Source organism: Vibrio sp. ABH4_348 (assembly GCF_056159765.1).
In genome coordinates, this window is sequence record NZ_JBSWVW010000002.1 from 765,553 (window position 1) to 790,059 (window position 24,507).

The 24,507-nt window shown below is 43.7% G+C and carries 30 protein-coding genes; 26 read left to right on the forward strand and 4 right to left on the reverse strand.

Going from position 1 to position 24,507, the window contains the following annotated elements; translation table 11 throughout:
- Positions 1–12: 12 nt before the first annotated feature.
- Positions 13–405 (forward strand): ribosome recycling factor family protein, encoded by a 393-nt coding sequence (locus ACXAFJ_RS17255; RefSeq protein WP_475325123.1) that lies wholly within the window; start codon positions 13–15, stop codon positions 403–405.
- A 25-nt stretch (positions 406–430) separates the two neighbouring features.
- Here ACXAFJ_RS17255 and ACXAFJ_RS17260 read toward each other — a convergent pair whose 3' ends face one another.
- Positions 431–2,368, reverse strand: coding sequence for a winged helix-turn-helix domain-containing protein (locus tag ACXAFJ_RS17260; protein ID WP_475325125.1), 1,938 nt, complete (start codon positions 2,366–2,368; stop codon positions 431–433).
- A 206-nt stretch (positions 2,369–2,574) separates the two neighbouring features.
- On the opposite strand from ACXAFJ_RS17260, the gene ACXAFJ_RS17265 reads away from it, so the two are divergent.
- Positions 2,575–3,018, forward strand: a complete 444-nt coding sequence (locus ACXAFJ_RS17265) for a nuclear transport factor 2 family protein (RefSeq protein WP_475325126.1) — start codon at positions 2,575–2,577, stop codon at positions 3,016–3,018.
- 89 nt (positions 3,019–3,107) lie between these two features.
- Here ACXAFJ_RS17265 and ACXAFJ_RS17270 read toward each other — a convergent pair whose 3' ends face one another.
- Positions 3,108–4,376, reverse strand: a complete 1,269-nt coding sequence (locus ACXAFJ_RS17270) for a DEAD/DEAH box helicase (protein ID WP_475325127.1) — start codon at positions 4,374–4,376, stop codon at positions 3,108–3,110.
- Between the two features lie 198 nt (positions 4,377–4,574).
- Between ACXAFJ_RS17270 and ACXAFJ_RS17275 the strand changes: the two genes are divergently transcribed.
- Positions 4,575–4,835 (forward strand): DUF5062 family protein, encoded by a 261-nt coding sequence (locus tag ACXAFJ_RS17275; RefSeq protein WP_475325128.1) that lies wholly within the window; start codon positions 4,575–4,577, stop codon positions 4,833–4,835.
- A 69-nt stretch (positions 4,836–4,904) separates the two neighbouring features.
- On the forward strand, positions 4,905–5,258 hold the full coding sequence (locus tag ACXAFJ_RS17280) for a MerR family transcriptional regulator (RefSeq protein WP_475325130.1): 354 nt from the start codon (positions 4,905–4,907) through the stop codon (positions 5,256–5,258).
- Between the two features lie 97 nt (positions 5,259–5,355).
- On the opposite strand, the gene ACXAFJ_RS17285 is transcribed toward ACXAFJ_RS17280, so the two are convergent.
- A complete protein-coding gene (locus ACXAFJ_RS17285) occupies positions 5,356–6,318 on the reverse strand; it encodes an aldo/keto reductase (RefSeq protein WP_475325132.1) in 963 nt (320 codons plus the stop codon).
- 221 nt (positions 6,319–6,539) lie between these two features.
- On the opposite strand from ACXAFJ_RS17285, the gene ACXAFJ_RS17290 reads away from it, so the two are divergent.
- The 22 genes from ACXAFJ_RS17290 to ACXAFJ_RS17395 all read left to right on the forward strand — a co-directional run bounded on the left by ACXAFJ_RS17290 (position 6,540) and on the right by ACXAFJ_RS17395 (position 23,011).
- Positions 6,540–8,339: a M3 family oligoendopeptidase gene (locus tag ACXAFJ_RS17290; protein ID WP_475325134.1), complete on the forward strand. Its 1,800-nt coding sequence runs from the start codon at positions 6,540–6,542 to the stop codon at positions 8,337–8,339.
- A 125-nt stretch (positions 8,340–8,464) separates the two neighbouring features.
- On the forward strand, positions 8,465–9,697 hold the full coding sequence (locus ACXAFJ_RS17295) for a DEAD/DEAH box helicase (RefSeq protein WP_475325135.1): 1,233 nt from the start codon (positions 8,465–8,467) through the stop codon (positions 9,695–9,697).
- Between the two features lie 124 nt (positions 9,698–9,821).
- Positions 9,822–10,874, forward strand: a complete 1,053-nt coding sequence (locus ACXAFJ_RS17300) for an ion channel (RefSeq protein WP_475325137.1) — start codon at positions 9,822–9,824, stop codon at positions 10,872–10,874.
- A 40-nt stretch (positions 10,875–10,914) separates the two neighbouring features.
- Positions 10,915–11,331, forward strand: coding sequence for a DUF350 domain-containing protein (locus tag ACXAFJ_RS17305; RefSeq protein WP_475325138.1), 417 nt, complete (start codon positions 10,915–10,917; stop codon positions 11,329–11,331).
- A gap of 9 nt (positions 11,332–11,340) precedes the next feature.
- Positions 11,341–12,141: a DUF1190 domain-containing protein gene (locus ACXAFJ_RS17310; protein WP_475325139.1), complete on the forward strand. Its 801-nt coding sequence runs from the start codon at positions 11,341–11,343 to the stop codon at positions 12,139–12,141.
- A complete protein-coding gene (locus ACXAFJ_RS17315; protein WP_475325141.1) occupies positions 12,141–13,310 on the forward strand; it encodes a glutathionylspermidine synthase family protein in 1,170 nt (389 codons plus the stop codon). Before ACXAFJ_RS17310 ends, ACXAFJ_RS17315 begins: the two co-directional genes overlap by 1 nt.
- Before the next feature lie 128 nt (positions 13,311–13,438).
- Positions 13,439–13,972, forward strand: a complete 534-nt coding sequence (locus ACXAFJ_RS17320; protein WP_475325142.1) for a GNAT family N-acetyltransferase — start codon at positions 13,439–13,441, stop codon at positions 13,970–13,972.
- A gap of 88 nt (positions 13,973–14,060) precedes the next feature.
- Positions 14,061–14,651 carry a TetR/AcrR family transcriptional regulator gene (locus ACXAFJ_RS17325; protein ID WP_475325143.1) on the forward strand — a complete coding sequence of 197 codons (591 nt, stop codon included), beginning with the start codon at positions 14,061–14,063 and terminating at the stop codon, positions 14,649–14,651.
- Between the two features lie 80 nt (positions 14,652–14,731).
- On the forward strand, positions 14,732–15,016 hold the full coding sequence (locus ACXAFJ_RS17330; protein WP_475325144.1) for a YciI family protein: 285 nt from the start codon (positions 14,732–14,734) through the stop codon (positions 15,014–15,016).
- A 19-nt stretch (positions 15,017–15,035) separates the two neighbouring features.
- The gene (locus ACXAFJ_RS17335; protein ID WP_475325146.1) at positions 15,036–15,173 is read left to right on the forward strand and encodes a hypothetical protein; all 138 of its coding nucleotides are present in this window, start codon (positions 15,036–15,038) and stop codon (positions 15,171–15,173) included.
- 32 nt (positions 15,174–15,205) lie between these two features.
- Entirely contained in the window at positions 15,206–15,640 is a 435-nt protein-coding gene (locus tag ACXAFJ_RS17340) for a DNA-3-methyladenine glycosylase I (RefSeq protein WP_475325784.1), read from the forward strand.
- Between the two features lie 142 nt (positions 15,641–15,782).
- Positions 15,783–16,256: a YiiD C-terminal domain-containing protein gene (locus tag ACXAFJ_RS17345; protein ID WP_475325147.1), complete on the forward strand. Its 474-nt coding sequence runs from the start codon at positions 15,783–15,785 to the stop codon at positions 16,254–16,256.
- A gap of 8 nt (positions 16,257–16,264) precedes the next feature.
- A complete protein-coding gene (locus ACXAFJ_RS17350; RefSeq protein WP_475325148.1) occupies positions 16,265–17,032 on the forward strand; it encodes a phosphotransferase enzyme family protein in 768 nt (255 codons plus the stop codon).
- 163 nt (positions 17,033–17,195) lie between these two features.
- Positions 17,196–17,945, forward strand: coding sequence for a helix-turn-helix domain-containing protein (locus tag ACXAFJ_RS17355; RefSeq protein WP_475325150.1), 750 nt, complete (start codon positions 17,196–17,198; stop codon positions 17,943–17,945).
- A 103-nt stretch (positions 17,946–18,048) separates the two neighbouring features.
- Positions 18,049–18,342: a hypothetical protein gene (locus ACXAFJ_RS17360; RefSeq protein WP_475325151.1), complete on the forward strand. Its 294-nt coding sequence runs from the start codon at positions 18,049–18,051 to the stop codon at positions 18,340–18,342.
- Positions 18,343–18,392: 50 nt separating this feature from the next.
- Positions 18,393–18,812, forward strand: a complete 420-nt coding sequence (locus tag ACXAFJ_RS17365; protein ID WP_475325152.1) for a GNAT family N-acetyltransferase — start codon at positions 18,393–18,395, stop codon at positions 18,810–18,812.
- A gap of 23 nt (positions 18,813–18,835) precedes the next feature.
- On the forward strand, positions 18,836–19,300 hold the full coding sequence (locus ACXAFJ_RS17370; protein WP_475325154.1) for an OsmC family protein: 465 nt from the start codon (positions 18,836–18,838) through the stop codon (positions 19,298–19,300).
- Between the two features lie 39 nt (positions 19,301–19,339).
- Positions 19,340–19,723, forward strand: a complete 384-nt coding sequence (locus tag ACXAFJ_RS17375) for a MerR family transcriptional regulator (protein WP_475325155.1) — start codon at positions 19,340–19,342, stop codon at positions 19,721–19,723.
- Between the two features lie 87 nt (positions 19,724–19,810).
- Positions 19,811–20,581, forward strand: a complete 771-nt coding sequence (locus ACXAFJ_RS17380) for an SDR family NAD(P)-dependent oxidoreductase (RefSeq protein ID WP_475325157.1) — start codon at positions 19,811–19,813, stop codon at positions 20,579–20,581.
- A gap of 169 nt (positions 20,582–20,750) precedes the next feature.
- On the forward strand, positions 20,751–21,215 hold the full coding sequence (locus ACXAFJ_RS17385) for a VOC family protein (protein WP_475325158.1): 465 nt from the start codon (positions 20,751–20,753) through the stop codon (positions 21,213–21,215).
- Positions 21,216–21,345: 130 nt separating this feature from the next.
- Entirely contained in the window at positions 21,346–21,969 is a 624-nt protein-coding gene (locus ACXAFJ_RS17390) for a LysE family translocator (protein WP_475325159.1), read from the forward strand.
- A gap of 16 nt (positions 21,970–21,985) precedes the next feature.
- Positions 21,986–23,011: a S66 family peptidase gene (locus tag ACXAFJ_RS17395; RefSeq protein ID WP_475325161.1), complete on the forward strand. Its 1,026-nt coding sequence runs from the start codon at positions 21,986–21,988 to the stop codon at positions 23,009–23,011.
- Between the two features lie 19 nt (positions 23,012–23,030).
- On the opposite strand, the gene ACXAFJ_RS17400 is transcribed toward ACXAFJ_RS17395, so the two are convergent.
- Positions 23,031–24,425 (reverse strand): aminotransferase-like domain-containing protein, encoded by a 1,395-nt coding sequence (locus ACXAFJ_RS17400; RefSeq protein ID WP_475325162.1) that lies wholly within the window; start codon positions 24,423–24,425, stop codon positions 23,031–23,033.
- Positions 24,426–24,507: the final 82 nt, after the last annotated feature.

Sequence of the window (24,507 nt, forward strand, 5' to 3'; positions counted from 1 at the left end):
TAACCCGTGCTAATGTCTGATAGTCAAATTACAGTCGCTTTACCTTCATTAATACACCGTATTGGTGGAGACAACGCCAAAGAACTTAAAGCCCTTGCGCTGCAAAATCATTGTGAGGTTAAGCGTGTCCGTCGCTCTCGAAACTGGATATTGGCTGGTGAGCTCAAAGACATTGAATTGCTTGCCCTAGAACTAACGGATTTGGACTCAACGATTTACCGCTTTGTTATCGATAAACTCGCGTCGGTTTTGAATAAAAATCGAGAGCAACTTGAGCCAATTGAAATCAAACTTGCTAAGTTAATTTCCAACAATGAAAGCATCACTCTCCATCAACTGATGGAAGAGACAGGTTGCACCCTGGCTCAAGTAAGAACGGCACGCCTTAGTAGTGATGACTTTTAGGTTTTTTCGTTAAACTGAAGTCTCGTTACTGAGTCAACTTGGCCTTAAACACATCCGCACTAACCACCACCGGAGCTTGGTAAACCACAAGTTCAGCCTTTGGGTTTATATGGGTGACATAGACAAGTGGCGGCAATGTGCGAACCGATTGGTTATCTCGAAGTAATTCTAAGCCATTAAGTTGCCAAAGATTGTCGTCATACCAACTAATTTGTCCCGGAGATAATGCATCCAAGTTTTGAATAGACGTCAATGTGCGTTTACCGCTCACCAAGGCAGCTCTTGAGTAGTCGACGTGTGCGATCTGTTCGTTGTCTTGCCACAGGTATAATCCAGCAAACTTTTTAAAATCGATCTCATTCAAATCACTATCATAGGTAGAAAGGTTGACCTGGCTGGTATGTTCGCTCGCGTAAAGCTCCGACCCATTTGTGTTTATCAATAATGGAAACTTAAGCCGTTCAACTTCTTTGTTTACCAGTTTGCCATTTTGTTGCCATCCGATGTGGTGATTGCCTTTAACATAATGGAACGCAAATTCGGTCAAATCTGAGCTTACGGAGATGGCGCCAATCCAATCTGCTTGAACCGAAGTAAGCTGGGAAATGTTTTGGTTGTGCAGGTCTTGCCGATAAACTTCGTACGAACCAGTCCGATTGCTGGCAAAATAGAGCCATTGGCCATCATGAGATAAGATGCCTCCAACCTCTTCACCGGCACTATTTCCAACACTGACTTGTTTGCCTAGTAGATCTTCTACAAAAATGTCTAAGTGCTTCGACTCTGAGAGAAAGAACAGTTGTTCACCAAACGCTTCAACCGCACGTATCGAACTTGGAGGTGGGTTTGAGAGCAATAAAGTGGATTCAAGACCAAGCTGATAAATACCTGATTTTCCGCCGAGCTCTCCAACACCTAGCCAGCCAAATGGACTGGATGTTAGTGAATTAACTTGGTCTATTTGAATGTCCAAATGTTGGTAATTTTTTGTATCGCGATTAACTTCCCAGAAGGTATTGCCTTCATGAACTAATACTTGGTTGTTCGAAACTGCGAAGTGGGAGATCTGGTCGGTAAACGGGGTTGGCCAGCGCTTAGCTTTTGTGGCGACTTGCTGCCCTTCCAATGACAAGTATCGAATATGTTGTTCACTATTATTTAGGTGATCAAGATACCAAACTTCTTTGTCGAAGACTAAGTTGGACATCCGGTGTTCACTTAGCGCTATGGTTTCACTTTCGCCAGAAAAGATATCGAGTTTTCGAATTTGGTATGCGCCTTTCCCTTTTGCTAGATAAACAAGAAACCGGTCATCTATCCAATCAATCTCCAACACGTGATTAAGTGCTTTCGGACGATAAGTAACGCCATTGGCGATAATAGATTCGTTGTTTATTACGGACGCCATTGTTCCTGACGGGGAAACGCTGAAGCTAGATTCAGTCGCAATACTATTACTTACGGTTTGAACCGATCCGAAGGAAAGGCTTCTGTGTTGCTCTAATGGTAACAGCCAAATTACGGTTGTTGTGACTATAGCGACGCACGCTGCCAGCGCAAACCAAACAAGGTTTTTAGAGCGAACGTTTAAATAGGGACTTTTTTCGTCGGATTCTGAATTGATAGTGTTCAGCTTTTCTAAGGATGTTACTTCAACATCAACTAGTAGCCGAAACCCTACTTTAGGAATCGTTTGAATAAACTTTGGTTGTTTACTGTCGTCATTGAGAAGATTGCGCAAAGCAAAAATTGCACGATTGAGATTCTCCGCGCCGGTGGTTGTGGACGGCCACAATAGATCAATAAGGACATGACGCTCCATCACTTCTTGTGACGAAGACAGCAGAGCTTCCAACAACTTGGAGATTTTCGGTTCGATCTGCCTGACCTTACCTGTTTTTTTATCGGTCAGTTGATGAATTTTCGGAATAAATTCAAACCGATCAAAGTAATACCTAGCCATTGGTTTTATTTACTTTTCTAGTATAAGTCGAAATATCAGTAGCACGGACAGTGTACAGTTTAGTTTTGAATCTGTCTTAATTAATTGAATTTATTAAAGATAAAAAACAAATATTTAATGGACAGAAGTTTCATGGTTAGAAAGTACAAATCTCGACATTCTGGTGCCGCACGATGGATGTGCGTTTTATGAGATTGGAGAAGATGATGAAATATCTATTAATGAGCGTATTGCTAACGATGTCTTTTGGAGCTTTTGCTAAAGCCGAGCGAACCCCTGAAGAGCTGGTGGTGAGCTTTTACAATAAAGCCTTTAATGAGCGAGCAGATGTGGTTGAGGTTGCAAATGAATATTTAGTCGAAGACTACATTCAGCATAACCCTTTCGTTCCGACTGGGCGTGACGGCTTTGTTAGCGCAATTGGAGGATGGCTGCCTACTTTACCGAGCACCCAAAAGTGGGATATTAAGCAAGTCATTAGTAATGATGACCTTGTCGTACTGCATATCCACGTATTTGATCCTGAAAGTGGTAAACCAGGGAATGCGTTAGTCGACATTTTTCGAGTAGAAGGTCAAAAAATTGTTGAACATTGGGACGTGATACAGCAAATCCCAGAAAACATGGCACATGATAACGGCATGTTTTAACTGTATTTGGCGATTAGATACTATTGGCGACACACTAGCTTGGAGTGTCGCCTTTTTCCATAGAAACTGAGCTTGAGGAGGCTATACCTTTACTCATTACCTTTATTGGGTTTCTTTTTGCGTTTCTTCTTGCCCATACCTTCCGGCTTAGCCATTGGTTTGTTAGCAGGCGCAATAGTGTTAAATGACTCGGTTACCTTAAACCCCGCTACTTGTTCCCGCTCTAGACGAATCTTATTTTTCTTTTCGATTACTTTGAAATGATGTGCATCTTCGTGGTCAATCAGAGAAATCGCCAAGCCAATCTCGCCGGCACGGCCACTTCGTCCAATTCGATGCATGTAATCGGCTGGGCTTCTCGGTAAGTTGAAATTGATGACTACTGGTAGTTTTTCAATGTCTAATCCACGGGCGGCAATATCGGTCGCAATCAGGACTGGGAATTCCCCAGATTTAAAATCTTCTAGAGCTCGGATACGCGCGTTTTGCCCTTTATCTCCGTGAAAAACTTGAGCGTAGATACCGCGTTTCCTCAGTTTATCTAGAAGGTTTTCACAATGGTTTTTTGCATTTACAAACACAAGGACCTGACGCCATTCGTTGTACTGAATCAAATGTGCGAGTAATTGAGTTTTTTTACCTTTATCTACTTCGAATACTCGTTGCACGACGGTACTCGCATCGTGGCTTTGCACTTGAATTTCAACGGGGTTAGAAAGCAGGTTATTGGTCAGTTCCCGAACTTGTTCTGGGAAAGTGGCCGAAAACAGTAATGTTTGTTTTTGGCTAGGTACGAGAGCAAGAATTTCATTCAATTCGTCGGTAAAGCCTAAACCCAACATACGGTCAGCTTCATCAAGTACCAATGTTTTGACTTGGTTTAGTCTAATCGCGTTACTCGATACCAAATCCAGTAATCTACCGGGTGTAGCGACCAAGATGTCAGTTCCGCCTCTTAGAATTTGCATTTGTCTGTTAACAGAAACGCCACCGAATACCGCGACCGTTTTAATCGCCCCGTTAAAGTGAGCTGAATACGACTTTATGTTGTCTGCAACTTGCGTTGCCAGTTCTCTAGTCGGTACGAGAACCAAACCAGTAACGAAATTACCTTTGCGACCGTCGGCTGTTGATTGAGCCTTTTGTTTAGCCAAAAAAATCTGCTGCAGTAAACCTGTAGCAAATACAGCCGTTTTACCGGAACCCGTGTTAGCACCAGCAATTAGGTCGCTGCCATCCAATACGCTAGGGATGGCCTGCGCTTGAATTGGAGTAGGCTTAGCGTATTCAAGCTCAGCAAGTCGAGCTAACAGTTCAGGAATAAGGCCAAGTTCGTCAAAGGTCGTGGCTGTAGTCATCAAAAAAACTCAATACAAAAAGTAGCCGGCGATTCTAACGTATTTTGGTTGCTGAAGTTAGAAGATTCTTGGCGCTTCACCATTTATGTTAGTTGTTCAAAAAGCGTTGCCTGATTTAGATCTCCCCTTGCAAACAAAGTCATTTTGCTCGCAAGTCTTTGTGTTATGTTGAGTTAAACAAAATAAGAGGGTGACTCAATGTCTAAAGCTAGCAAGTTACAACATGAAGACAAACTTCTGAAAAAAGCCCTAGAAGTTGGCTGTAAGATGGCCAAGATGCAAGGGTTAGATTTACCCCATTCTTCAATGCCGATTAAAGCAAAAGCTGTCTATTTATTTTTGGTGAGCGTTAAGCAAATAACACCATTACCGGAAGATAAACAGGATGGCGCGAATATCAAAAAACGCTTGGCGATTTGGATGCACAGTGTACTACCAGAAGGTGATCCGTTGAAATAACCAATAACGTGGCCTTTAGGTTTGAAATCAAAGACATTTGGATCAAGTTAGTTATACAAGGGAGCACACTTGAGGATTCAAGACGCAGCTGAAAAAAGTGGTTTAAGCTGCCACACATTACGTTATTACGAAAAACAGGGGCTGATTTACCCAATTCCGAGAGATGCATCAGGTAATCGCTTTTACCGAGAGCATGACATTCATTGGATTCACTTCGTGCAATGCCTCAAAAAAACGGGTATGCCACTCAAACACATCCAAGCTTACGCGGCGAGCCGCGCCGACGATGCCAATCAAGATTACGGTTTTCTGCTTACCATTTTGCAAGAGCACAAAAAGAAACTCGACAAAGAAAAAGCCGAAATCGAAGAGTGCTTAGAGCACGTCAATTGGAAAATCGATAACTACACTAAGTTGTTGTGAAATATCGATAATTACTAAGCCAGTCATTCCGACAGGCGTATTAGAACAGATAAGAAAACGTCCACCTAATTTCATAAGAAGCTAGGTGGACGATTTTTTATGCCGCCAATGACCGCTGAAAAGCGTCAATTTCAAACAAGTCTTGTTCGGTTAGGATGACGTTGGCAGCGGGCAAAAGTCCGTTGAGCTGTTCGATGTTTCTGGCACCGATAATTGAACCTGTTGTTGCAGGGTTTGCCAACGTCCACGCAATGCTAAGTTGCGCGACACTGCATCCCTTGTCTTTAGCCATCGCGCCTAAAAACTCTACCAGCTTTAGGTTGTGACTAAAGGTTGGCTCTTGGAATTGATGGCTCTTATGTCGCCAGTCACTAGGGTCTAGTTTGGCTTTGCGGTCATGGCTCCAAGTGCCCGTCAACAAACCATTCGACATGGTTGAATGATGAATGGTTCCGACGGTGTTGGCGTGACACCAAGGTAAGACATCTTGCTCTACCTCACGGTTAATCATTGAATAACCGGGTTGAGTTGAGATTAAGTCACCTAACTGATTGACTAATTCTAGCTGCTCTACCGAGAAATTAGATACGCCTAGGTAACGCAGTTTTCCTTGCTGCTTTAGCTCTTGCATTGCGAGCCAAGCTTGCTCAATTTGTGGTTCATCTAGCGGACGGTGAATTTGGTACAAATCGATTTGTTCGATGCCCAAACGTTGCAGGCTCTCATCCACTTCTTTGATAACCGATTCTTTACTTAGGTCTCCGTAGAGTTCACCCGTATTGGGCTGCCAACGAAATCCACATTTGGTGAAGATAAGCGGCTTTTCACTCATTGACTTGATGGCTTTACCAACCACGATTTCCGCATTGCCAAGGCCATAGGCTGGCGCGGTATCTATCCAATTAATGCCTTGTTCTACCGATTCCTGTATGACTCGGATTGAATCTTTTTCATCTTGCTGACCCCAGCCCCACTGGCCTATGTTGCCACCAATTGCCCATGTGCCAATGCCCAGAACTGAAATGTCTAAATCTGAATTTCCCAAACGACGAGTTTTCATTGCTACCTCTAATTGATTCATATGTTCGTTAAGTTGGGAGTAGGCTAAGAGTTAGAGTTAACTCTAAGGGAATTGTTGATTGACATAAGTGTGAATCTTGTCACGTTAATTTGGTTGTTAGGTTGTTTAAACAAAGCCTAACGATTCGAAAATAGGAACACTGCTGTTCACAGTGTAATATTCCAAGAAGAAAGAAAACGACGACATTCAAGGAATGCTAAATGACCGCACCTAGTTGGGATTTATCGATCGCCTACAAGAATCTAGACGATACTAAGATTGAAACGGATATTACTGAAATCCAATCGGAAATTAGCGAATTGGAGAGTAATACCAAGTCGCGCAACGACGTGCCCGTGATGCAATCAGCTATCGCAACGTATGAATCGGCACTGTGTAAATTGGCGACTGTCGCCACATTTGCAAACTGTTATACCTCAGTAGACGCAACTCACGCTCAAGCCAAAAACCTAGTTGGTCGTTCAGACAAACTCAAGTCTGAATTGGCACAAGCGTTTAGCCCATATGAGTTAACCTTAATTCATGCCGAGCAAGCATTTATTGATTCAGTATTGGCAAGTGATAATAGCGATGTTTCTGCGCAGACTTTTGTTATTCAGCAGCTTAGAAAAAATGCGACGCAAAGTTTGAGCGTGGAAGAAGAGCAGTTGCTATCGGCAATGAAAGTCGATGGTAAAGATGGTTGGGAAAGATTGTACGACAACTTGACCGGTACGCTTAAGATTCAAGTTAAACAAGCTGATGGAAGCGTCGAAACGCTTGGCTTTTCGCAAGCAGCGAGCATTTTGTATGGCGCGGACTTTGACAAGCAAGAAGCGGTTTGGCGTGGCATTCAAGAAGCGATGGCAACGCACAGAGAGAGTTTTGCTTCAATTCTAAATGGCCTTTCAGGTTGGCGTTTAACGGAATACCAAAAACGCTCGCATACTAAACCCGTGCACTTCTTAGACCCGTCGCTGCATACCAGTCGCATTGAATCAGCAACATTAGATTCAATGATGACGATAACTAAGCAAACTCGCACTGTTGGTCAAAAAGCAGGTAAGTTGATGGCTCGTGTTCATGGTATCTCGGAGATGAAGCCGTGGAATCACCTAGCAGCGATGCCCGTTTTTAGCGGTGAACCTAAGGTTTATGATTTTGATGAAGCCATTGATGTCATTCGAAATGCCTTTGCCGAAGTTGACCAAGAGATGGCAGATTTTGTTGATGTGATGGTAAATAATGGCTGGATTGATGCCGCGCCTTCAGACGTCAAACGTTTGGGTGCCTATTGCACCAAACTGGCGAACTCGAGAACGCCCTTGGTATTTATGACTTGGTCGGGCAGTCGTTCAGATCTTATGACACTCGCGCACGAACTAGGCCACGCATTCCACAATTGGGTAATGAAAGACATGCCTTTGGTTGAGACTCGCTACCCTATGACCTTAGCGGAAACGGCCTCTATTTTTGCTGAAAACATTGTACAAGACTACTTGATGGAGCAAGCGTCGACTCCGGAAGAAAAGTTGGAAATGTTGTGGGAGGAGCTATCTTCTGCGTACGCTTTAACCATTAATATCCCAGTGCGTTATGAGTTTGAAAAAGCGTTTTATGAGAGACGAGCTGATGGAGAACTTTCCGCTGACGACTTGTGTAAGCTGATGGCTAATACTTGGTCTGACTGGTACGGCGAATCTATGTCTGAGTCGGATCAATACTTCTGGGCTAGCAAACTGCACTTTGCAATTTCATCGGTGAGTTTTTACAACTACCCGTATCTATTTGGTTATTTGTTCTCTAAAGGGATCTACGCACAGCGCGCGGTGAAAGGCGATAAATTCTATCCAGACTACGTAGCCTTGCTTCGTGATACTGGTGCGATGATGGCTGAAGATGTGGTTCAAAAACACCTGTCTATGGATTTGTCGGGTCCAGATTTTTGGCAGCAAAGTATTGAACGTATTTCTGCCAAGGTCGACGAGTTTGAAAGTTTGCTAAACCAGATTGGTAAATAAACGCGCATTTACCTAACAACAATTTACCTAACAACACCAGCCGGAGGATTTACTCCGGCTTTTTTGTGCCTTTTGATATGAATTTGCTACACTCCGCTGGAATTTTATTGCTGGCCGGAAGTGTTATGTCATCCTCTGTATTTGAACAGTTATCAGAATCCCTTAAATCGACCTTAGCGAAACTTAACTACACGGTCCCTACCGAGATCCAAACTGAGGCGATTCCGTTGGTACTACAGGGCAGCGATGTAATGGCGGGCTCGCAGACCGGAACTGGTAAAACGGCGGCCTTTGCACTCCCACTACTACACAAACTGATCGAGTCTAAACAAACAGCTAACAAACCTAGAGTGCTAGTCGTCACACCAACACGCGAATTGGCGCAGCAAGTCTATGAAAAGTTTGTTCAGTACAGCGAAAACACCGAATTAAATACGGTCGCGTTATACGGTGGTGCGAGTATTGGCCCACAAAAAAAGCGACTTGATTCTGGTGTTGATGTGGTTGTTGGAACGCCGGGCCGATTATTGGACCATCTACATATCGGCACCTTAGAGCTCGACGCCATTCAAACTCTGGTTCTAGATGAAGCCGACCGCATGCTCGACATGGGTTTTATCGATGACATCAAACGTTTGATGAGACGCATCCCAGCCAAAAGACAAACCTTGTTCTTTTCTGCTACCTACCCAAAGCAAGTTCTGAATCTCGCGTACAAACTGCTCAATGACCCGGAGCAGATTGAGGTGTCAGCAACCAATAGTACTGCCGATACCGTTAAGCAAATGGTGTATCCAGTAGATAGAAAGCGCAAACGCGAATTGCTTTCCTATCTGATTGGTTCGCGCAACCTGCAACAGGTATTGGTATTTGCGAAAACAAGGCAAACCACTGAAAAGCTAGCGCAAGAATTAAAACTTGATGGGCTCAAAGCGGAGGCGATTCACGGCGAGCGTACTCAAGGTGCGAGGAATCGAGCCTTGGAAGGGTTTAAAACCGGTAAAGTGAGAGTGTTGGTTGCGACGGACGTTGCAGCTAGAGGTATCGACATTCCTTCGTTGGATGTTGTTTTCAATTACGAATTACCGCATCAGCCAGAAGACTATATCCATCGAATTGGTAGAACGGGTCGAGCGGGTAAAGAAGGGCAGGCAATCTCTTTGGTCAGCCGTGATGAAGAAGGTATGTTGACGGCAATCGAAACGCTGATTGACCAGCGACTACCGCAAGAGTGGTTGGAAGGTTATCAGCCAAGCTTTGAAGAAGACCGAGAGCACCGCAAATGCAAAGGTGGTCGAGGAGGGGAAAAACGCAGGCTCAAAAGGCAACTTCTCAAAAAAGCGGGTGGCAAACGATAGCCCAATGACAACCTGCCTTGCTCTTATCAAAGTAAGGCTGATTGTTGATTAGCCAAAACAGGGCTAGAGTGAATAGACATATCTCGCTACTATAGCAGATTCGAGTTACGAGACTGATTTTACTATGGAAAAGTACATCACCATTTGGGATAGGTACATTTCTCGCTTACTGGAAAAGCTCAGCAGGTTGAGTGTTGGCGTATCATTTGTTGTGTATGCGCTGGTGACCTACCTCGGGCTTTTACTCTGTGGTGAGCAAGAACTAACGGAAAGCTTAACCCGATTTGTCTATTTTGTTGTGGTGACCATAAGCACCGTGGGTTATGGCGATTTCTCGCCATCTACACAAGCGGGTCAAATCTTCGCTGGCGTGTGGATTATTCCAGTCGGATTGGGTGTATTTGGTCTGATCATTGGTAAAGCCGCTTACTTTTTCTCTTCTTTGGCCTATCGCCGCTTTCGAGGACAACATATGTTGGACATAAACAATCACATTGTCATTTTGGGTTATAACAAGACTCGTACCCCTCACCTGATCAAAATGATCCAGCGCGAAGAAACGGGCCGCAGAGATATTGTATTGGTCAGTGTTGAGCTGGAAGAAAATCCATTTTCGCCCGACACTGGTATTCAGTTTATTAGTGCTTCAAGCTTTACCGATGAGCAAGATCTCAAGCGCGCCAAGATTGAACAAGCCTCTACCATAGTGGTAGATACAGATTCAGACGAGATGACACTGACCATTGCCTTGTTTGTTGCGCCGTTTAATCAAAAAGCCAATATGGTTGCTAATTTCATTGATGAAGTGAAATGTAAGATCCTCAACCAGCACATTCCCAATGCAGAATGCATTTCCAACTTGGGTACCGAATTGTTAGCGAAGTCGGTGATCGATGCCGGTTCTAGTTTGGTTCATTCCGAGTTAGTGAGTACACACAAAGGCCAAACTAATTACAGTGTAACGGTTCCTGCTGGAGTCGCTGAATTTACTCTTAACGACATTTTCACCGAATTTAAGCAAAGACACGAAGCCACTGTAATTGCTATTCGCAAACACAACGAAACCGACGTGCAAATTAACGCGAACCTAACCACAGTGGTTAGCACGGGTGATCAGATTTTCTACATTGCCGATGAACGCATACACTTTGAAAATTGGCCAGCCCAATCTAGCTAATTATCGACGTAAAAGACCGAATTAAAAGAGAGACAAAAACATGGAATTTTTAACCAACAACCTCCAGGGACTTGCCAATTTCGCGATTTATTTTGGCATTTCTGTCGGCTTTTTATTGGTATTTAAGTATGCCAGCTTGGCGATAACCAAATACGACGAGTGGCAACTGATTAAAGAGCAAAATAATAGCGCCGCGGCAGTGGCTTTGTCTGGCTCCCTGATTGGTTATGCACTTGCTATTTCGGGCGTCGCAACCAGCTCAATTGATTTCGTTGATTTTGCGGTTTGGGGAGTAGTAGCTGCAATCACACAGTTCGCTGCGGTGTTTATCGTGAGTAAAGTCTTCATGCCTCAGTTTACCCAGCGTATCGAAAATAATGAGTTACCAGCCGCCATCGTGGCAGCCGCGTTTTACGTGAGCATAGGTCTGTTGAACGCCGCTTGTATGTCTTACTAGGAGGTGACTATGAAACGTCAAGGTCAGTTAAACCTAAGTAAACATAAACTCGCGCGTACCCGATTACCTATACTCTTTGCTGGCGTCGGTACCGTTGCGCTGACGGGGTGTGGTGAGTCAGATCAAGGTGATTACTCTTTGCACATGACAGCCGAATCGTGTGACAAGTTTTATGGCAGAGCGAGCTGTGATACTCGTTATCAAACTGCGCAGGAAGAAGCTCAGCGAACGGCAATGAAGTTTCGTTCGGAACGCGAATGTGAGCAAGAGTTTGGCGATATTTGTACGCTCTCTGAGCTAGGTTGGCATCCTACAATGGCAGGCTTCTACACGCACAAACTGTCTGATGATTCAGGCCCATTTTTCACGACACTAAACCCCAACTCCTCCCATTATGGATACGGATTTACCGCCGATGGTACAGTAATTGGTGAACTGCGTGATTTAGACGGTAATTACGCAGACTTGGCGCAGAACATGTTAGCTCCATTGCCAACGGAAAGCGTTGATGGTTTTGACGCGGGAACGTTCATCATGGGTATGATTGCTGCTGAAGCGATTGATGAACTTGGTGACATGTTCAAATACAAGAATAAACGCCAGAAGTATGACAAATGTCGTCGCAAAGGTGGCAGTGATTCCTATTGCCAATCTCGCGTATCAGGCACCTACTCATTTATTAGTCGAACCCACTCACGATTAAACTCGAACAAAGTACAAACCTATCGCTCTAGCAGTAAAAAAGTCGTGTCTAGCAGTCGTGGCGGCTTTGGCAAGACTGGCTCATCTCGTGGTGGGTTTGGCGGTTAATGCTGTCTCATAACATTCTCCCTCGCCCCAATTGGCAAGCGAGGGTAGAAACATTAGGTTTTGATTTTTTTGAGGTAAATCAACACATACCCTATTGGGTCGAAGACCGTTATTACTCTTTTACTAAAGAGCAGATCAATCAGATAGACAAAGCCTCTGAACAGCTTCACGACATGTGTTTGAAGGCGGTGGATTATGTGTTTCGACATGATCTGTTGGATCGCTTTGCGATACCAAAGCAATTCCATCACTTACTTCATGATTCTTGGCGCAATGACCGCACGTACTTGTATGGCCGATTCGATTTCGCTTGGGATGGTAACTCAGCGCCTAAACTTCTTGAATACAATGCCCAAACACCAACCAGTTTATTTGAAGCTAGCGTCATAGCATGGGATTGGATGCGATCTAACGTTGATCGTTTTTTGCTCCCGCCTAATGCTGATCAGTTCAACATTTTAGATGAGCAGCTGATCTTAGAATTTAAGCACTTACTTCAATCTAAACGTCCGGCAACGTCGACACTGCATTTTGCAGTTTGTGAAGACTCAGAAGAAGATTTAAGAACAGTCAAATATCTAGCCGCTTGCGCCGATGAGGCAGGTTGGCAATCTATCTGGATTGATGTCAGTGATATTCATCTGACAACGGATAATCGCTTTGCTGACCACAATCTAGAGCTAATTGAGACTGCGTTTTGGCTTTACCCGTATGAATTCGCGCTGCTCGACGAGTATGCTCAGTACATCGAACATTCAGGTATGACGTTTATTGAACCTCTTTGGAAGGTCATCATGTCTTCTAAAGCTTTGCTTCCTATTTTGTGGCAGCTTTATCCTGGCCACGAAAATCTCTTGCCGTGCTATTTTTCAGACGATCCGCAATCTCAGACACTTCTAGATAGAGTGATTAAGCCAATCTATTCCAGAGAAGGGGCTAATATTGTGATCGAGCGTGATGGTGTGAAGCTGGAAAGCAGTGGCGGTCATTACGGGGATGAAAGTGCAATCATTCAACAATATTGGCCCCTCGCCACATTTGAACATGGACACTGCGTGATTGGTTCATGGATGATTGGTCGTGTTGCCAGCGGTATTTCGGTACGAGAAAGTGACCAACGAATTACATTAGATACCGCGAGATTTGTGCCACATGTGATTCGCGTTTAATCAGCGTTTACCTGATGTTCGGAATTCCCTAACTTGCGGGACTTATACCGTCACAAATTGACCATTGAAGCTCACATAACGAACTGATAGCGTTTACCTATGCTTATAGAAACATGCAGGGACCGCTTATGTTATTGGAATCAAAACGGATATTGATTCGTGAGTTTAAGCCGCAAGACTTCAATGAAGTTTTTGCGTATATGTCTGATCCGGACACCACTTACTTCCTAGGTGATGGTTTATTGGATGAAGATGGGACTCGCAAGTTGCTTGTTGATGGCAAAGCGTTTGCTATCGTGCTTCGTGATACGCAAGAAGTGGTCGGCCATATTGAGTTTTTTGATTGGTTTGGTGGTCATACTTATGAGCTCGGCTGGGCAATTGCTCCAAAATTCTTAAAGCAAGGATTGGCAACGGAAGCGGCCGCACTGGTTGTGGTTCATGCTTTTGAAAACTTGAAACTTCATCGATTGATCGCGACCTGCCAACCTGAAAACCCTGCTTCTTATAAACTGATGGAAAAAATCGGTATGGTTAGGGAAGGCTACTTTAGAAAATGCATTCCTAGACCTAACAACGAATGGTGGGATGAATACTTCTATTCCATGATTCAAGAAGATTACGAAGCATCTTGTTCACGGCTTAAGTCTGTGATCGCTTAGACACATTCTTACCTCCACATAATCAACCTGTTGACAGGTTAGGACGCTTGACCTAAAAATTAGGTCAGTTGTCCTAATTTGTTATGTAATGACTCAAGATCTTATGAATCCACTACATACCACGTTTTCCACACGCGACCGGATTGTTCTGGTAGCTAGCGATTTGTTTTACCAACAAGGTTACGAGGCAACATCATTTGCCCATATTGCAAAGCAAGTTAACGTATCGCGTGGAAACTTTTATCACCATTTTAAAAGCAAAGACCAAATACTTGCGGCGGTTATTGAATTTCGTTTGGACAATACGAAACAGATGTTAAGACGATGGGCTGAAGAACATGATAGTCCCAAATCTAGAATTAACCGTTTTGTGCAAATTCTTATCACTAATCAAACAAAAATCATGGCCTTTGGATGCCCAGTTGGAACACTGACCACAGAGCTGACCAAACTCAACAATGATTTGTTAGTCGACGCCCATAAAATTTTTGAGTTGTTTTCAGATTGGTTGCAAAAAGAGTTGGTTAAGTTAAACCCCGAGTTGGAAGCCAGAAAATTGGCTTTGCATTTACTTTCCCGAGTACAAGGTATCTCAGTGTTGGCATCCAGTTTAAAAGATGAAGATTTCATCCGGCGCGAAGTTGAACAGCTCGAGGCATGGGTTAATAGCCTGAGTTAACAGGTTTTACTTGCACAATTTTTACTCACTGAAACGCGAGTGATGCAGAAAGAACTCACATTCTAAAACGAGGAAAAAAAATGATATTCGCAACGCTTAAATTGGTAAATAAAGAGCTCGCTGCTACTCACATGGCCGGTCACAACGCTTGGATTCAACGCGGACTTGAAAATGGATTCATTGGCGCAGTTGGCAGTCTAGTCGGCACTGCTGGCGGCGCTATCGTCAGTAATTCACAAGATGAAGAGCGCTTTACGGAGTTTTTAGCTGAAGACCCATTTGTAGAACATGGTGTGGTAGAAGTGGAGCTAACACAAGTTGAGATCAAAAAGACCATACCCGAATTAGAATCTCTAGCACAGTAACAAGCCAGCAGGACAGAGTATGAGTGAGTTATTTAAAGCAAGTGATGGAAACAATCGATGTCGATGGTGCGGAGCCGCGCCAGATGAATTTGTACCCTATCATGACCAAGAGTGGGGCTTTCCGGTTGACGATGATATTCCGAAAAACTGTGTTTAGAAAGCTTCCAATCAGGACTGAGTTGGCGAACCATTCTTAATAAGCGCGAGGCATTTAGAAAGGCTTTTGCGGGCTTTGATTTTAATAAAGTTGCAAAATTTAACGACCAAGACGTAGAGAAACTTTTGGCAAATGACAAAATCGTTCGTCATAGAGGAAAAATTGAAGCGGTCATTAACAATGCCAAACAGGCAATTGAACTCAAGGCAGAGTATGGCAGCCTAGCTGCTTATTTTTGGCGCTTTGAACCGGACGAAAATTCACTGGCTCCACCGCAAACTCTTTCCCAGTCTGAAGATTCCAAAAGGCTGTCAAAAGAGCTGAAAAAGAAAGGTTGGAAGTTTGTGGGTCCCACGACTGTTTATTCATTTATGCAGGCCATGGGCTTAATAAATGATCACCAAATAGGCTGTATTTCAAGAGAGTTGGTTGCAAAAGCAAGAGCTGAGTTTACTAGACCAAGTTGAACCAATACCAAGTGACGTCAAGGTATGAGTTTCTGAATTCTGTATCTTGAGGATATTTGGGTATTCAGGTGGGTCTGGCAGACTTCATCGATTTGCACTAATAGTGATAGAACAACAGTAATTGACAGTATTAGGTAACAATTTGAAAGATATAGATAAAAAACAGCTTCAGCAGTACCTGTATAATAACATGCCGCAGACGGAGAGTATGCAAGTACAAGTTGAGACAATCGCTGAAGATTATCTAGAAGTTAGCGCCCCACTGGAGCCCAATATTAACCATCGTGATTCGGTATTTGGTGGCAGCGCAAGCTCTTTGGCCATTTTGTCAGCGTGGGCTTTTTTGCATACGCGTCTAAAGGCACGAAATATTAAAACAACTTTGGTTATTCAGCGGAACACCATGTCGTACGATGCACCGATGATGGATAGGTTTTACGCGAAAGCTTCGTTGCCAGAAACTGAAAACTGGCCGCGATTTTTAAAGATGCTTGAGCGAAAGGGACGAGCAAGAATCGATGTAAATGCCATTTTGACTTCCCAAGGTAAGGCATGTGGTGAGCTGGTCGGAACTTTTGTCGCTGTGGGTTTTGAACAATATGACAAACACGAATAAGGAACAATTTGGAAATACTTCAATCAGGAGCAGCTAAGTCAGTTGCTAAGAAAGACAACTCAGTAGTCAGAGAGCTGCAAGTTCAAAGTGAAAGCGTTCACAGACTACTCAATCATCTCGAAGAGCAAGCTTGCACTTGTGTCCCTAAATTCTTAACAAAAGACGACACTCACGAATACCTCTCTTACATGGATGGTCAGGTGTACGACTATCCCCTACAAGGAAATGTGGCTTCCGAGAATGCGTTACTAACAGCGGCACAACGATTACGAGAGTTTCACGACGCCAGTGCGGGGTTTATTACTCAGGCAAAAGAACTTAGTTGGGCATTTGAAGCCAGAGAACCCGTTCAGGTCATGTGCCACGCAGACTATGCACCATACAATGTCGTTTTATCTGGTGATGAAGTTACCGGTATATTCGACTTTGATTTGGTTCATCCCGGCCCTAGGTTGTGGGATCTGGCTTACGCAATTTACTGCTGGTCTCCTTTTAAAACCACCTATCCGGATGCCCTAGGTTCTCTTGCTGAGCAAGTCACTCGCGCCAAATTGTTTTGTGATGCATATGGTTTAACTGCGGATGAACGCCTAAATTTGGTGGATAGTATGGTCGAGCGCCTAACCGTGGTAGTCGACTTTATGAGGCAGCAAGCGGCAGCAGGTAACAGCCAGTTTACTCAAAACATAGAAGATGGGCACCACCTCGCGTATTTGGATGATATCGAGTATCTCAAACTCAATCATGAGTTTATAACCAAGAGCATTGGTGGTTAAACTTTATATTTACGTTTTTATGAAAATGGGTTGTCTAATTAGTTAAATAGCATTAGATTCTAAAGTTATAACTTATAGCTTGATAAGCATGCAATTGGTTATATCAATGACGAAGTTTTTAACGTCGTACCAATTGAACTCATCATTTAAGACCTACTTTTGAATGGATGCAGAGGTACTAATGCCCAACCCAGTTGTAATGATCCCCGGTTTGCTCGCTTCATATGCATCAAATGTAGACGCGAGTGAACACAGCCACAGTGCGTTGCAAATTGTTTGGCCGGAGGTGAATTACAATTGTCACATCTCTTCTTTATCAACTCAGTCGCCAGTGTTAATTGGATCTGGTGTAAGTCATAAAGTCACTCTAGAAAGAGGATGGATCGTACTTATTGAACCTTACTCAATACTAGGTAAAGAGTTAGAAAAACGTCTCAACGGGAAAGACATACTTGAGTTCAATGACATAAAGGGCTGTCCAAAGCCTATCAAGGTAAATCTCATCCATTCTTTGCGACCTTTGTGGGAGCAGCTGGGAATTGATACGAGAAAGCAATTCGAACCCGAAATAGGTGACAAGCGCATCGCAGGTCTCATTTACCGAATCAATTTTGAAACCAGCAACGAGAGTCTCAAGTCGGATAACTGGAAAGCGATCAATGTTGCGGCGTCTTTAAGTCTGTCTGAAGGAAGATTTCTTCACTTATTCAGAGAGCAAATGGGGATGACGTGGCGTCCATACTTGCGTTGGTGCCGTGTGATGCGAGCGGTTCATATGATCCAAGCCGGCTTTAATGCAACTGAAGCAGCAATGGATTCGGGCTTTACCGATAGCGCTCACTTTAGTCGGACGTTTCGAAGCACCTTTGGTATGACATTGAGACAAGTTAAGAACCTTATTGTACAAGACTAATTTTACCCAATTTGTTAATAAATCTATCAATGTCCGGTGCGTACAATTATACGGCTTAAATGGTGGTTATACTTCTGTCATGTAAAACAAGTTCTCGATAAACGTGAATTTAATAGACTCATCATTGCTTAACGCCACACCACTGCTGGATTTCATTAGAAGGCTGCGTCGAAACACCTCAATTCAATCAGAGAGTATTGTCGATGACTTGGGCGTTTGGGTGTCACCAGATGCGCTTTGTAAGCGCTACAGTGCTTCTTGTAACTATTCATTTAACTTAATGCAGAAGCTTGTATATCGCTTTTATCTAGGTGACTATTTAAATCAAAGAATTGAAACTGTTCGAAAAAAACCAGTGAGTGAACTTAAGAAGTGCGAGTTTATCAAAGCGAGTTAGTAGCAGCAGATCGTAAGGCCGTATTTTCGATGTTACGGGACTCAACGGCAATGAAGTATTTGGGGCCTAGAAGAGCCTTGACCAAGGATGAAGCTGAACAGTGGTTTACTTCTAAGCTCTTGCAACCTGATAGATTCGTGTTCCGCTTAAAGCCAACCTCTAACCAACCTAAATCGACACAAGACCCACTTGTCGGTTTTTGTGGTCTCGCAAATGGAAACGACTTCGATGACTTTGGCTATTTCTTACTGCCAGAGTTTTGGGGACAAGGACTGGCTGTTGAAATGTGCCAACTCGCAGTGGAAAGTATCCGATCAAATGAGGATTTCTCGAAACGGTTACCTATTATCGCGTTTATTGCCTCGACCAACTCGTCTAGTCTGCGAATTGCGGAAAAATTGGGATGGAAAAAGCTACAGGATGACACGAGACAAAACGAACTCGGTTATTTATTCCAAGTTAGTGTTTAGGTTCTCAAGAAAGGAACAAGTAAATGTCAGAGCACATTGCCATTATTGAATGGGCAAAAAAAGAAGAAGAAACGTTTTCGGATAATCAATACTCTAGAGAACATACATGGCAGTTTGATGGGGGGCTAATTGTACCCGCTTCCCCGTCTCCGAGCGTTGTACCAATTCCACTGTCGAACCCCGATAATATTGACCCGGAAGAGGCCTACGTGGCTGCTATTTCAAGCTGTCATATGCTGACGTTTTTGTCGATTGCCGCAAAACGAAAGCTGGTGATAACTCGCTACTATGACAAAGCGGTTGGAGAGCTCACTACTTCAGATAATGGAATTCAATGGGTGTCTAAAGTCACTCTGAGACCTGAAATCGAGTTTTTGGGTGACAAACAGCCCAGTACCGAGCTACTAGAAAAAATGCACCACATCGCGCATCAAAATTGCTTTATTGCAAACTCGGTCAAAACGGAAATAGTCACAGAAATATTGTAAAGCTAAACCTACCACCGATTAGTTTAATAAAGGACTGTTATGTATATCGGAGCACTCGCTAAAAAAACGGGCGTAAGTATCAAAGCCATTCGTCACTACGAGGAAGTGGGACTAATTAAAACACCCAAGAGAGATGGAAAATACCGTATCTACGATGAAAGCTACGTTCCTGTCCTGAGCATGATAAAACTTGCGAAGTCATTGAGCTTTACGCTGCAAGAACTTCAGACCATCGCGGGCGCTAAAACCAAAGAAGGTTTATTACCGATCGATTTACTGCAAACTGAAATTGCCAAAAAGCGTGAGCGAGTTTTACAAGAGCAGCTGAAATTGAAACGCGTTTTGGAAGGGCTAGAATCTCTTGAAAAACAAGCGGTTGAACACAACGAATGCTTAGTCGAAAAAATTTCTTTAGAAATTTAAAAAAAGTGTGTTGACTCTCCTCCATAGGGGAGACTTTAAGATTCTCACTGTCAACGAAACACAACGATTAATTAAAAAGGTGAGAACATGAAAACGGCATTTATTACAGGCGCAACTTCTGGTATCGGTTATGAAATGGCTAAACAACTATCAGAGCAGGGATACCGACTTATTCTTTCTGGACGTAATGAACAGAGACTTCAACAGCTGAAAGACACACTACCGGGTGTCATTGAAACCTTGCGTTTTGACTTGTCTAACCCAGAGTATTTGGAACAATTGATCGACCGCCTCGACCATATTGATTTAGAAATCGATGTTGCAATTAACAATGCTGGGTTTGGTTTACACGGTGCTCAGCTCGATTTAAATGTGCAAAAAGTACGTTCCATGATGCAGCTGAACGTAAACACAGTGATTGAATTGAGCCACTATTTTGCTGAGAGGATGGCCCAACAAGGTCATGGTCGAATTCTCAATGTGGCGTCAACCGCAGCGTATCAGCCGCAGCCTTTCATGTCGGCGTATGCCGCTTCCAAAGCGTTTGTCAGCAGCTTTACTGAGGGGCTAGCGATAGAGATGAAAGACAAAGGTGTGAGTGTCACCGTATTGTCACCAGGACTAACGGATACCGGCTTTTTCAATCAAGATGGTAAGGACATCTCTGAAGGGGGAACCTTCTCTGCTGAGAAACGTGTATCTCCTGCCTTGGTCGCCAAACTGGGACTATCCGCAATGTTTGCTGGAAAAGTACGAGAGATTGCGACATTCCAGAACAAGGCGCTCGTATTCTTGAACCGAATTTTGTCTAGAAACGTAATGTTGAAGATTTATACCGGGGCAATGCAAAAGGTATAACTCGCACGCTAGTCACGTTATCGAACCTCTATATTCATGACCCGCAATGCTTCGTTTGTGGGTCATGAAGTCGTTCAGAAATTTTGAACATCCCAATTAAGCCGCACTGGTTGTATCGGTCTCTTTGCTAAGTGACACTGTTCTTGTCTACTTAAATAAGGGAAATATTATGTGCAGCAACGTCACCAAAGCTCAGCGGAAAATACAAGCAAGCACAACAGAAGTTAGTGGTGCTTCTATCCACAGTACTGGCGCTATACATCATTTAGGGTTAACGGTTTCTCAGTTGGATCTTAGTGCCCAATTTTTTGTTGAATATCTTGGCTTTAAGGAAGTTAAGAGAAAGCCGGACTACCCAGCTATATTTGTCTCAAATGGGCATGTCATGCTAACGTTGTGGCAAGTTCAATCAGACTCACCCAATGAGTTTGATCGCAAACGCAACATCGGCCTTCATCATTTTGCTCTAACCGTTGATTCAAAAGAGAGCTTAATTGCACTCTATGACAGAGTTAGTAGATCGGGTGCAGAAGTAGAATTTCCACCAGAATCTCTTGGTCCCGGGCCCATGTTGCATACTATTTTTTACGAACCCAGTGGTAATCGCGTCGAGTTGGTCTGTTCCGGATCATAGTCTTCTTTGGGAAGCCTTTCCCTCGATTTCAGCGATACTCATAAAGTGCCAGTACTATTTGGGTTCATTTAAGTTCAGCAGAATCGTAAAGAAAAATCGTAAAACAAATCAAAGATTAAAGGTATCAACTATGGATTGGCAGGCTCTTGGTTTATTTGTTATCGCATCACTTTCAATCAACCTCATTCCTGGACCTGATGTGGTTTACATTGTGTCTAATTCGATGAAAGGTAAAGTCTCAACTGGTCTTAAAGCCGCAATTGGATTAGGTGTGGGTTACGGAGTTCATACTATAGCGGCTGTCATGGGCTTATCAGCGCTCATACTCAGCTCTGCGTTAGCCTTTAGTGTCATCAAATATCTCGGTGCGGCTTATCTGCTTTATTTGGGATTTACCAGTTTACGAAATGCCTATCGAGGAGAATCATCTCTAAAGTTGGAACAATCGGGTAGTGATAAAGGTGTTTTCACCCAAGGTGTGGTAGTAAGCATTCTTAACCCCAAAGTGGCGCTGTTTTTCCTGTCTTTTTTGCCTCAGTTTATCAACTTCGAAACGGGAGACGCGCCTACTCAGTTATTGGTTCTAGGCGTGACGTTTAGTTTGTTAGCAACAGGCTGTAATCTAGCCTACGCACTACTTGGAAATTTGATATTCTCAAATCCTAAGTTTCAAAAACACACGCGCGTTGTAGAAGGCGTGTCCGGTTTTCTATTGGTTGGTTTGGCGGGCAAGATAGCGCTAACCCGCAATTAATGCAGAAGGACATGGAATGTTGAAGTATTCAAATCCACTTAAATTAGGAAGCAAAATTGCAATTAGTGCGGTTTCAGCTGGAGTGCCAGAAAGTCACTGGCCTAGATTGGATCTGGTGATCGCGAACCTGAAAAGCAAAGGCTTTGAGGTAATTGTTGGAGAGTCGGTTCGTCAAACCGCTCATGTGGCAAGTTTGCCCGTTCAGCAGCGCGTTGCTGAATTCACCCAGTTTTTGTTAGACGATTCTATCGATGCCATCTTTCCACCTTGGGGTGGGGAGATTGCTCTGGATTTATTCGAGCACTTAGATTTTGAGTTATTGAAAACGCAAAAGCCTAAATGGCTGATGGGTTATTCTGACGTGTCTACCGTACTCAATGTTATCTCTGTGAAGTTGGGTTGGGCAACCGTGCACGGAACTAACCTGATGGAAATGATTGATGATCCTGCTAATGAGCTAACGTCAAATTGTCTCGTACCACTCAAATGCAAAGTTGGAGACAAGTTTGAGCAAGTCTCGTCCAATTTTTATCAAGAATCTTATCCGGATGTAGTCGCAGATCCATCGGTAACGATGAGGTTAACCGAAAAGACATACTGGAAATCTCTGACGTCAATAGATGAGCTTCAGCTAACAGGGCGTTTGTATGGTGGAGTGTTGGATGCACTACTTCATTACGTGCAAACGCCTTACTTTGATTTGAATCGACTTGCTGAGCGTCATAAAGAGGACATTTTGCTTTATCTGGAAAATGCCGAGTTGAGCTCGCCTGCGTTGTTTCGAGCCTTAAAGGGTATGGTTTATCGCGGTGCCTTTGATAATGTCACCGGAGTGATTTTTGGCAGAAATGCAGCACCTGATACCAATGAGCGTTATTCATATCGCTTTGCGATTGAAGAAATCTTCAAGCCTTTGGGCATTCCCGTAGTGTTTGACGCGGATATCGGCCATAAACCACCCAATATGACGCTTATCAATGGTGCATTAGCTCATTTGGAGGTCAAATCGGGTAAGGCTAGGTTAGTACAAGAGCTGGTTTAACTAAAAAACTCATAAGTACCTAATTTACAGCGTATTCAATTTCTTGTTTGAGTATTTCCAGTCCTTTTATGAGTAAACTACGCGTTTCTGGCCCGGTTAGCGATATGCGAATCGCAGCTGGTGCCGGGAACCGATTGACCGCAAATCGTTCTGCCTCGCGAACCAAAATTCCCCGCTCTTGAAGTGTTTGTGCCAATGTAAATCCAGTTAACGGTTCGGGAAGCGTTAACCACACATTGCTTCCTTTAACGACACTTTCTCTAACCGCTGGGTCATTCAGCTGATTGTTTTTGTCATCGGGGAAGTATTCAGACCAAATTTTCTGTCTAGCGGAAATCTCGGAGGCAATCTCTTTGTCCACCGTATGCATCGCGCCGTTTTCTATCCATCGGCATACTAGGTCAATGGTGAGTGGACTTACGTGCATACAATTGGCGCGCAGCGATTGGGTAAACAAATCGGCAAACTGAGTCGGCACCACGGCATAACCCACTCTGAGTCCGCCAGCGAAGTATTTGGAGAAGCTACCAATATATACAACCAAATCAGGGGCGATCGAGAATAATGGCGTTTTACGACTTTCAGGCGGGCAGTAAATCGCATCATCTTCTAAGATGGTTACCTTATACTTGCGACAGATCTCGAGTACCCTGAGACGCCGACTGTCTGAGAGCGACACTGACGTCGGATTTTGATTGGCTGGAGTGATGTAAAGTAGCTTTGGTTTATGCCGTTTACAGTGTAAAGCCAGATCTTCAGGGTTTATCCCTTGTTCGTCGATTTTGACGGGTACAATTTTTCTTTCGAGTAATTGCGCAGTTTTGACAAACTCGGGATAACACAATCCCTCAACAAGGATGGTATCGCCACTGCGTGATAGTGATTGTACAGCCAGTGATAGCCCATGTTGAGCGCCATAAGTCCAAATCAAACGCTTTGCATCTACAGTGTTGTCGAACCTAGATGCTAACCACTTTTGCAAGATTAAAGTATGGCCTTGGAGCCCCTTGGTGGTCTGGTAGCCAAGCAATGCTGCTTGTGCGACAGGTTCGTTTAACAAATCCTTTAAAATGACATTGAGGTGGTTTTGCTGAGAAAAAAGCCACGGGCGAGACAAGGCCAAATCAATGCCTTCTGGCTCATTGATTGGCAAATAGTATTGGCTACGCTCGTTACTTCGGTCTTTAACAAAAGTACCACTTCCCATTCTAGGTTCGATCAAACCGCGTTTTTCTAGTTCTTTGTATGCACGAGTGACCGTACCCACAGTAACATTCAGTTTGTAGGACAAGATACGTTGCGGGGGCATTTTACTGTTAGCGGCAAGCTCACCACTCTCTATCGCTTCGCTAAGCGCATCAGCAAGAGCAAGGTATTTAACGCCACCTCGGCCTGTAATATCGGGAATGTACATTGTTACCCTCCGGAGGGGTTCAATTTTATAGGCGATAAAACACAGACTATTTTTTTTATGGCTTGATAGCAAAAATATTTAT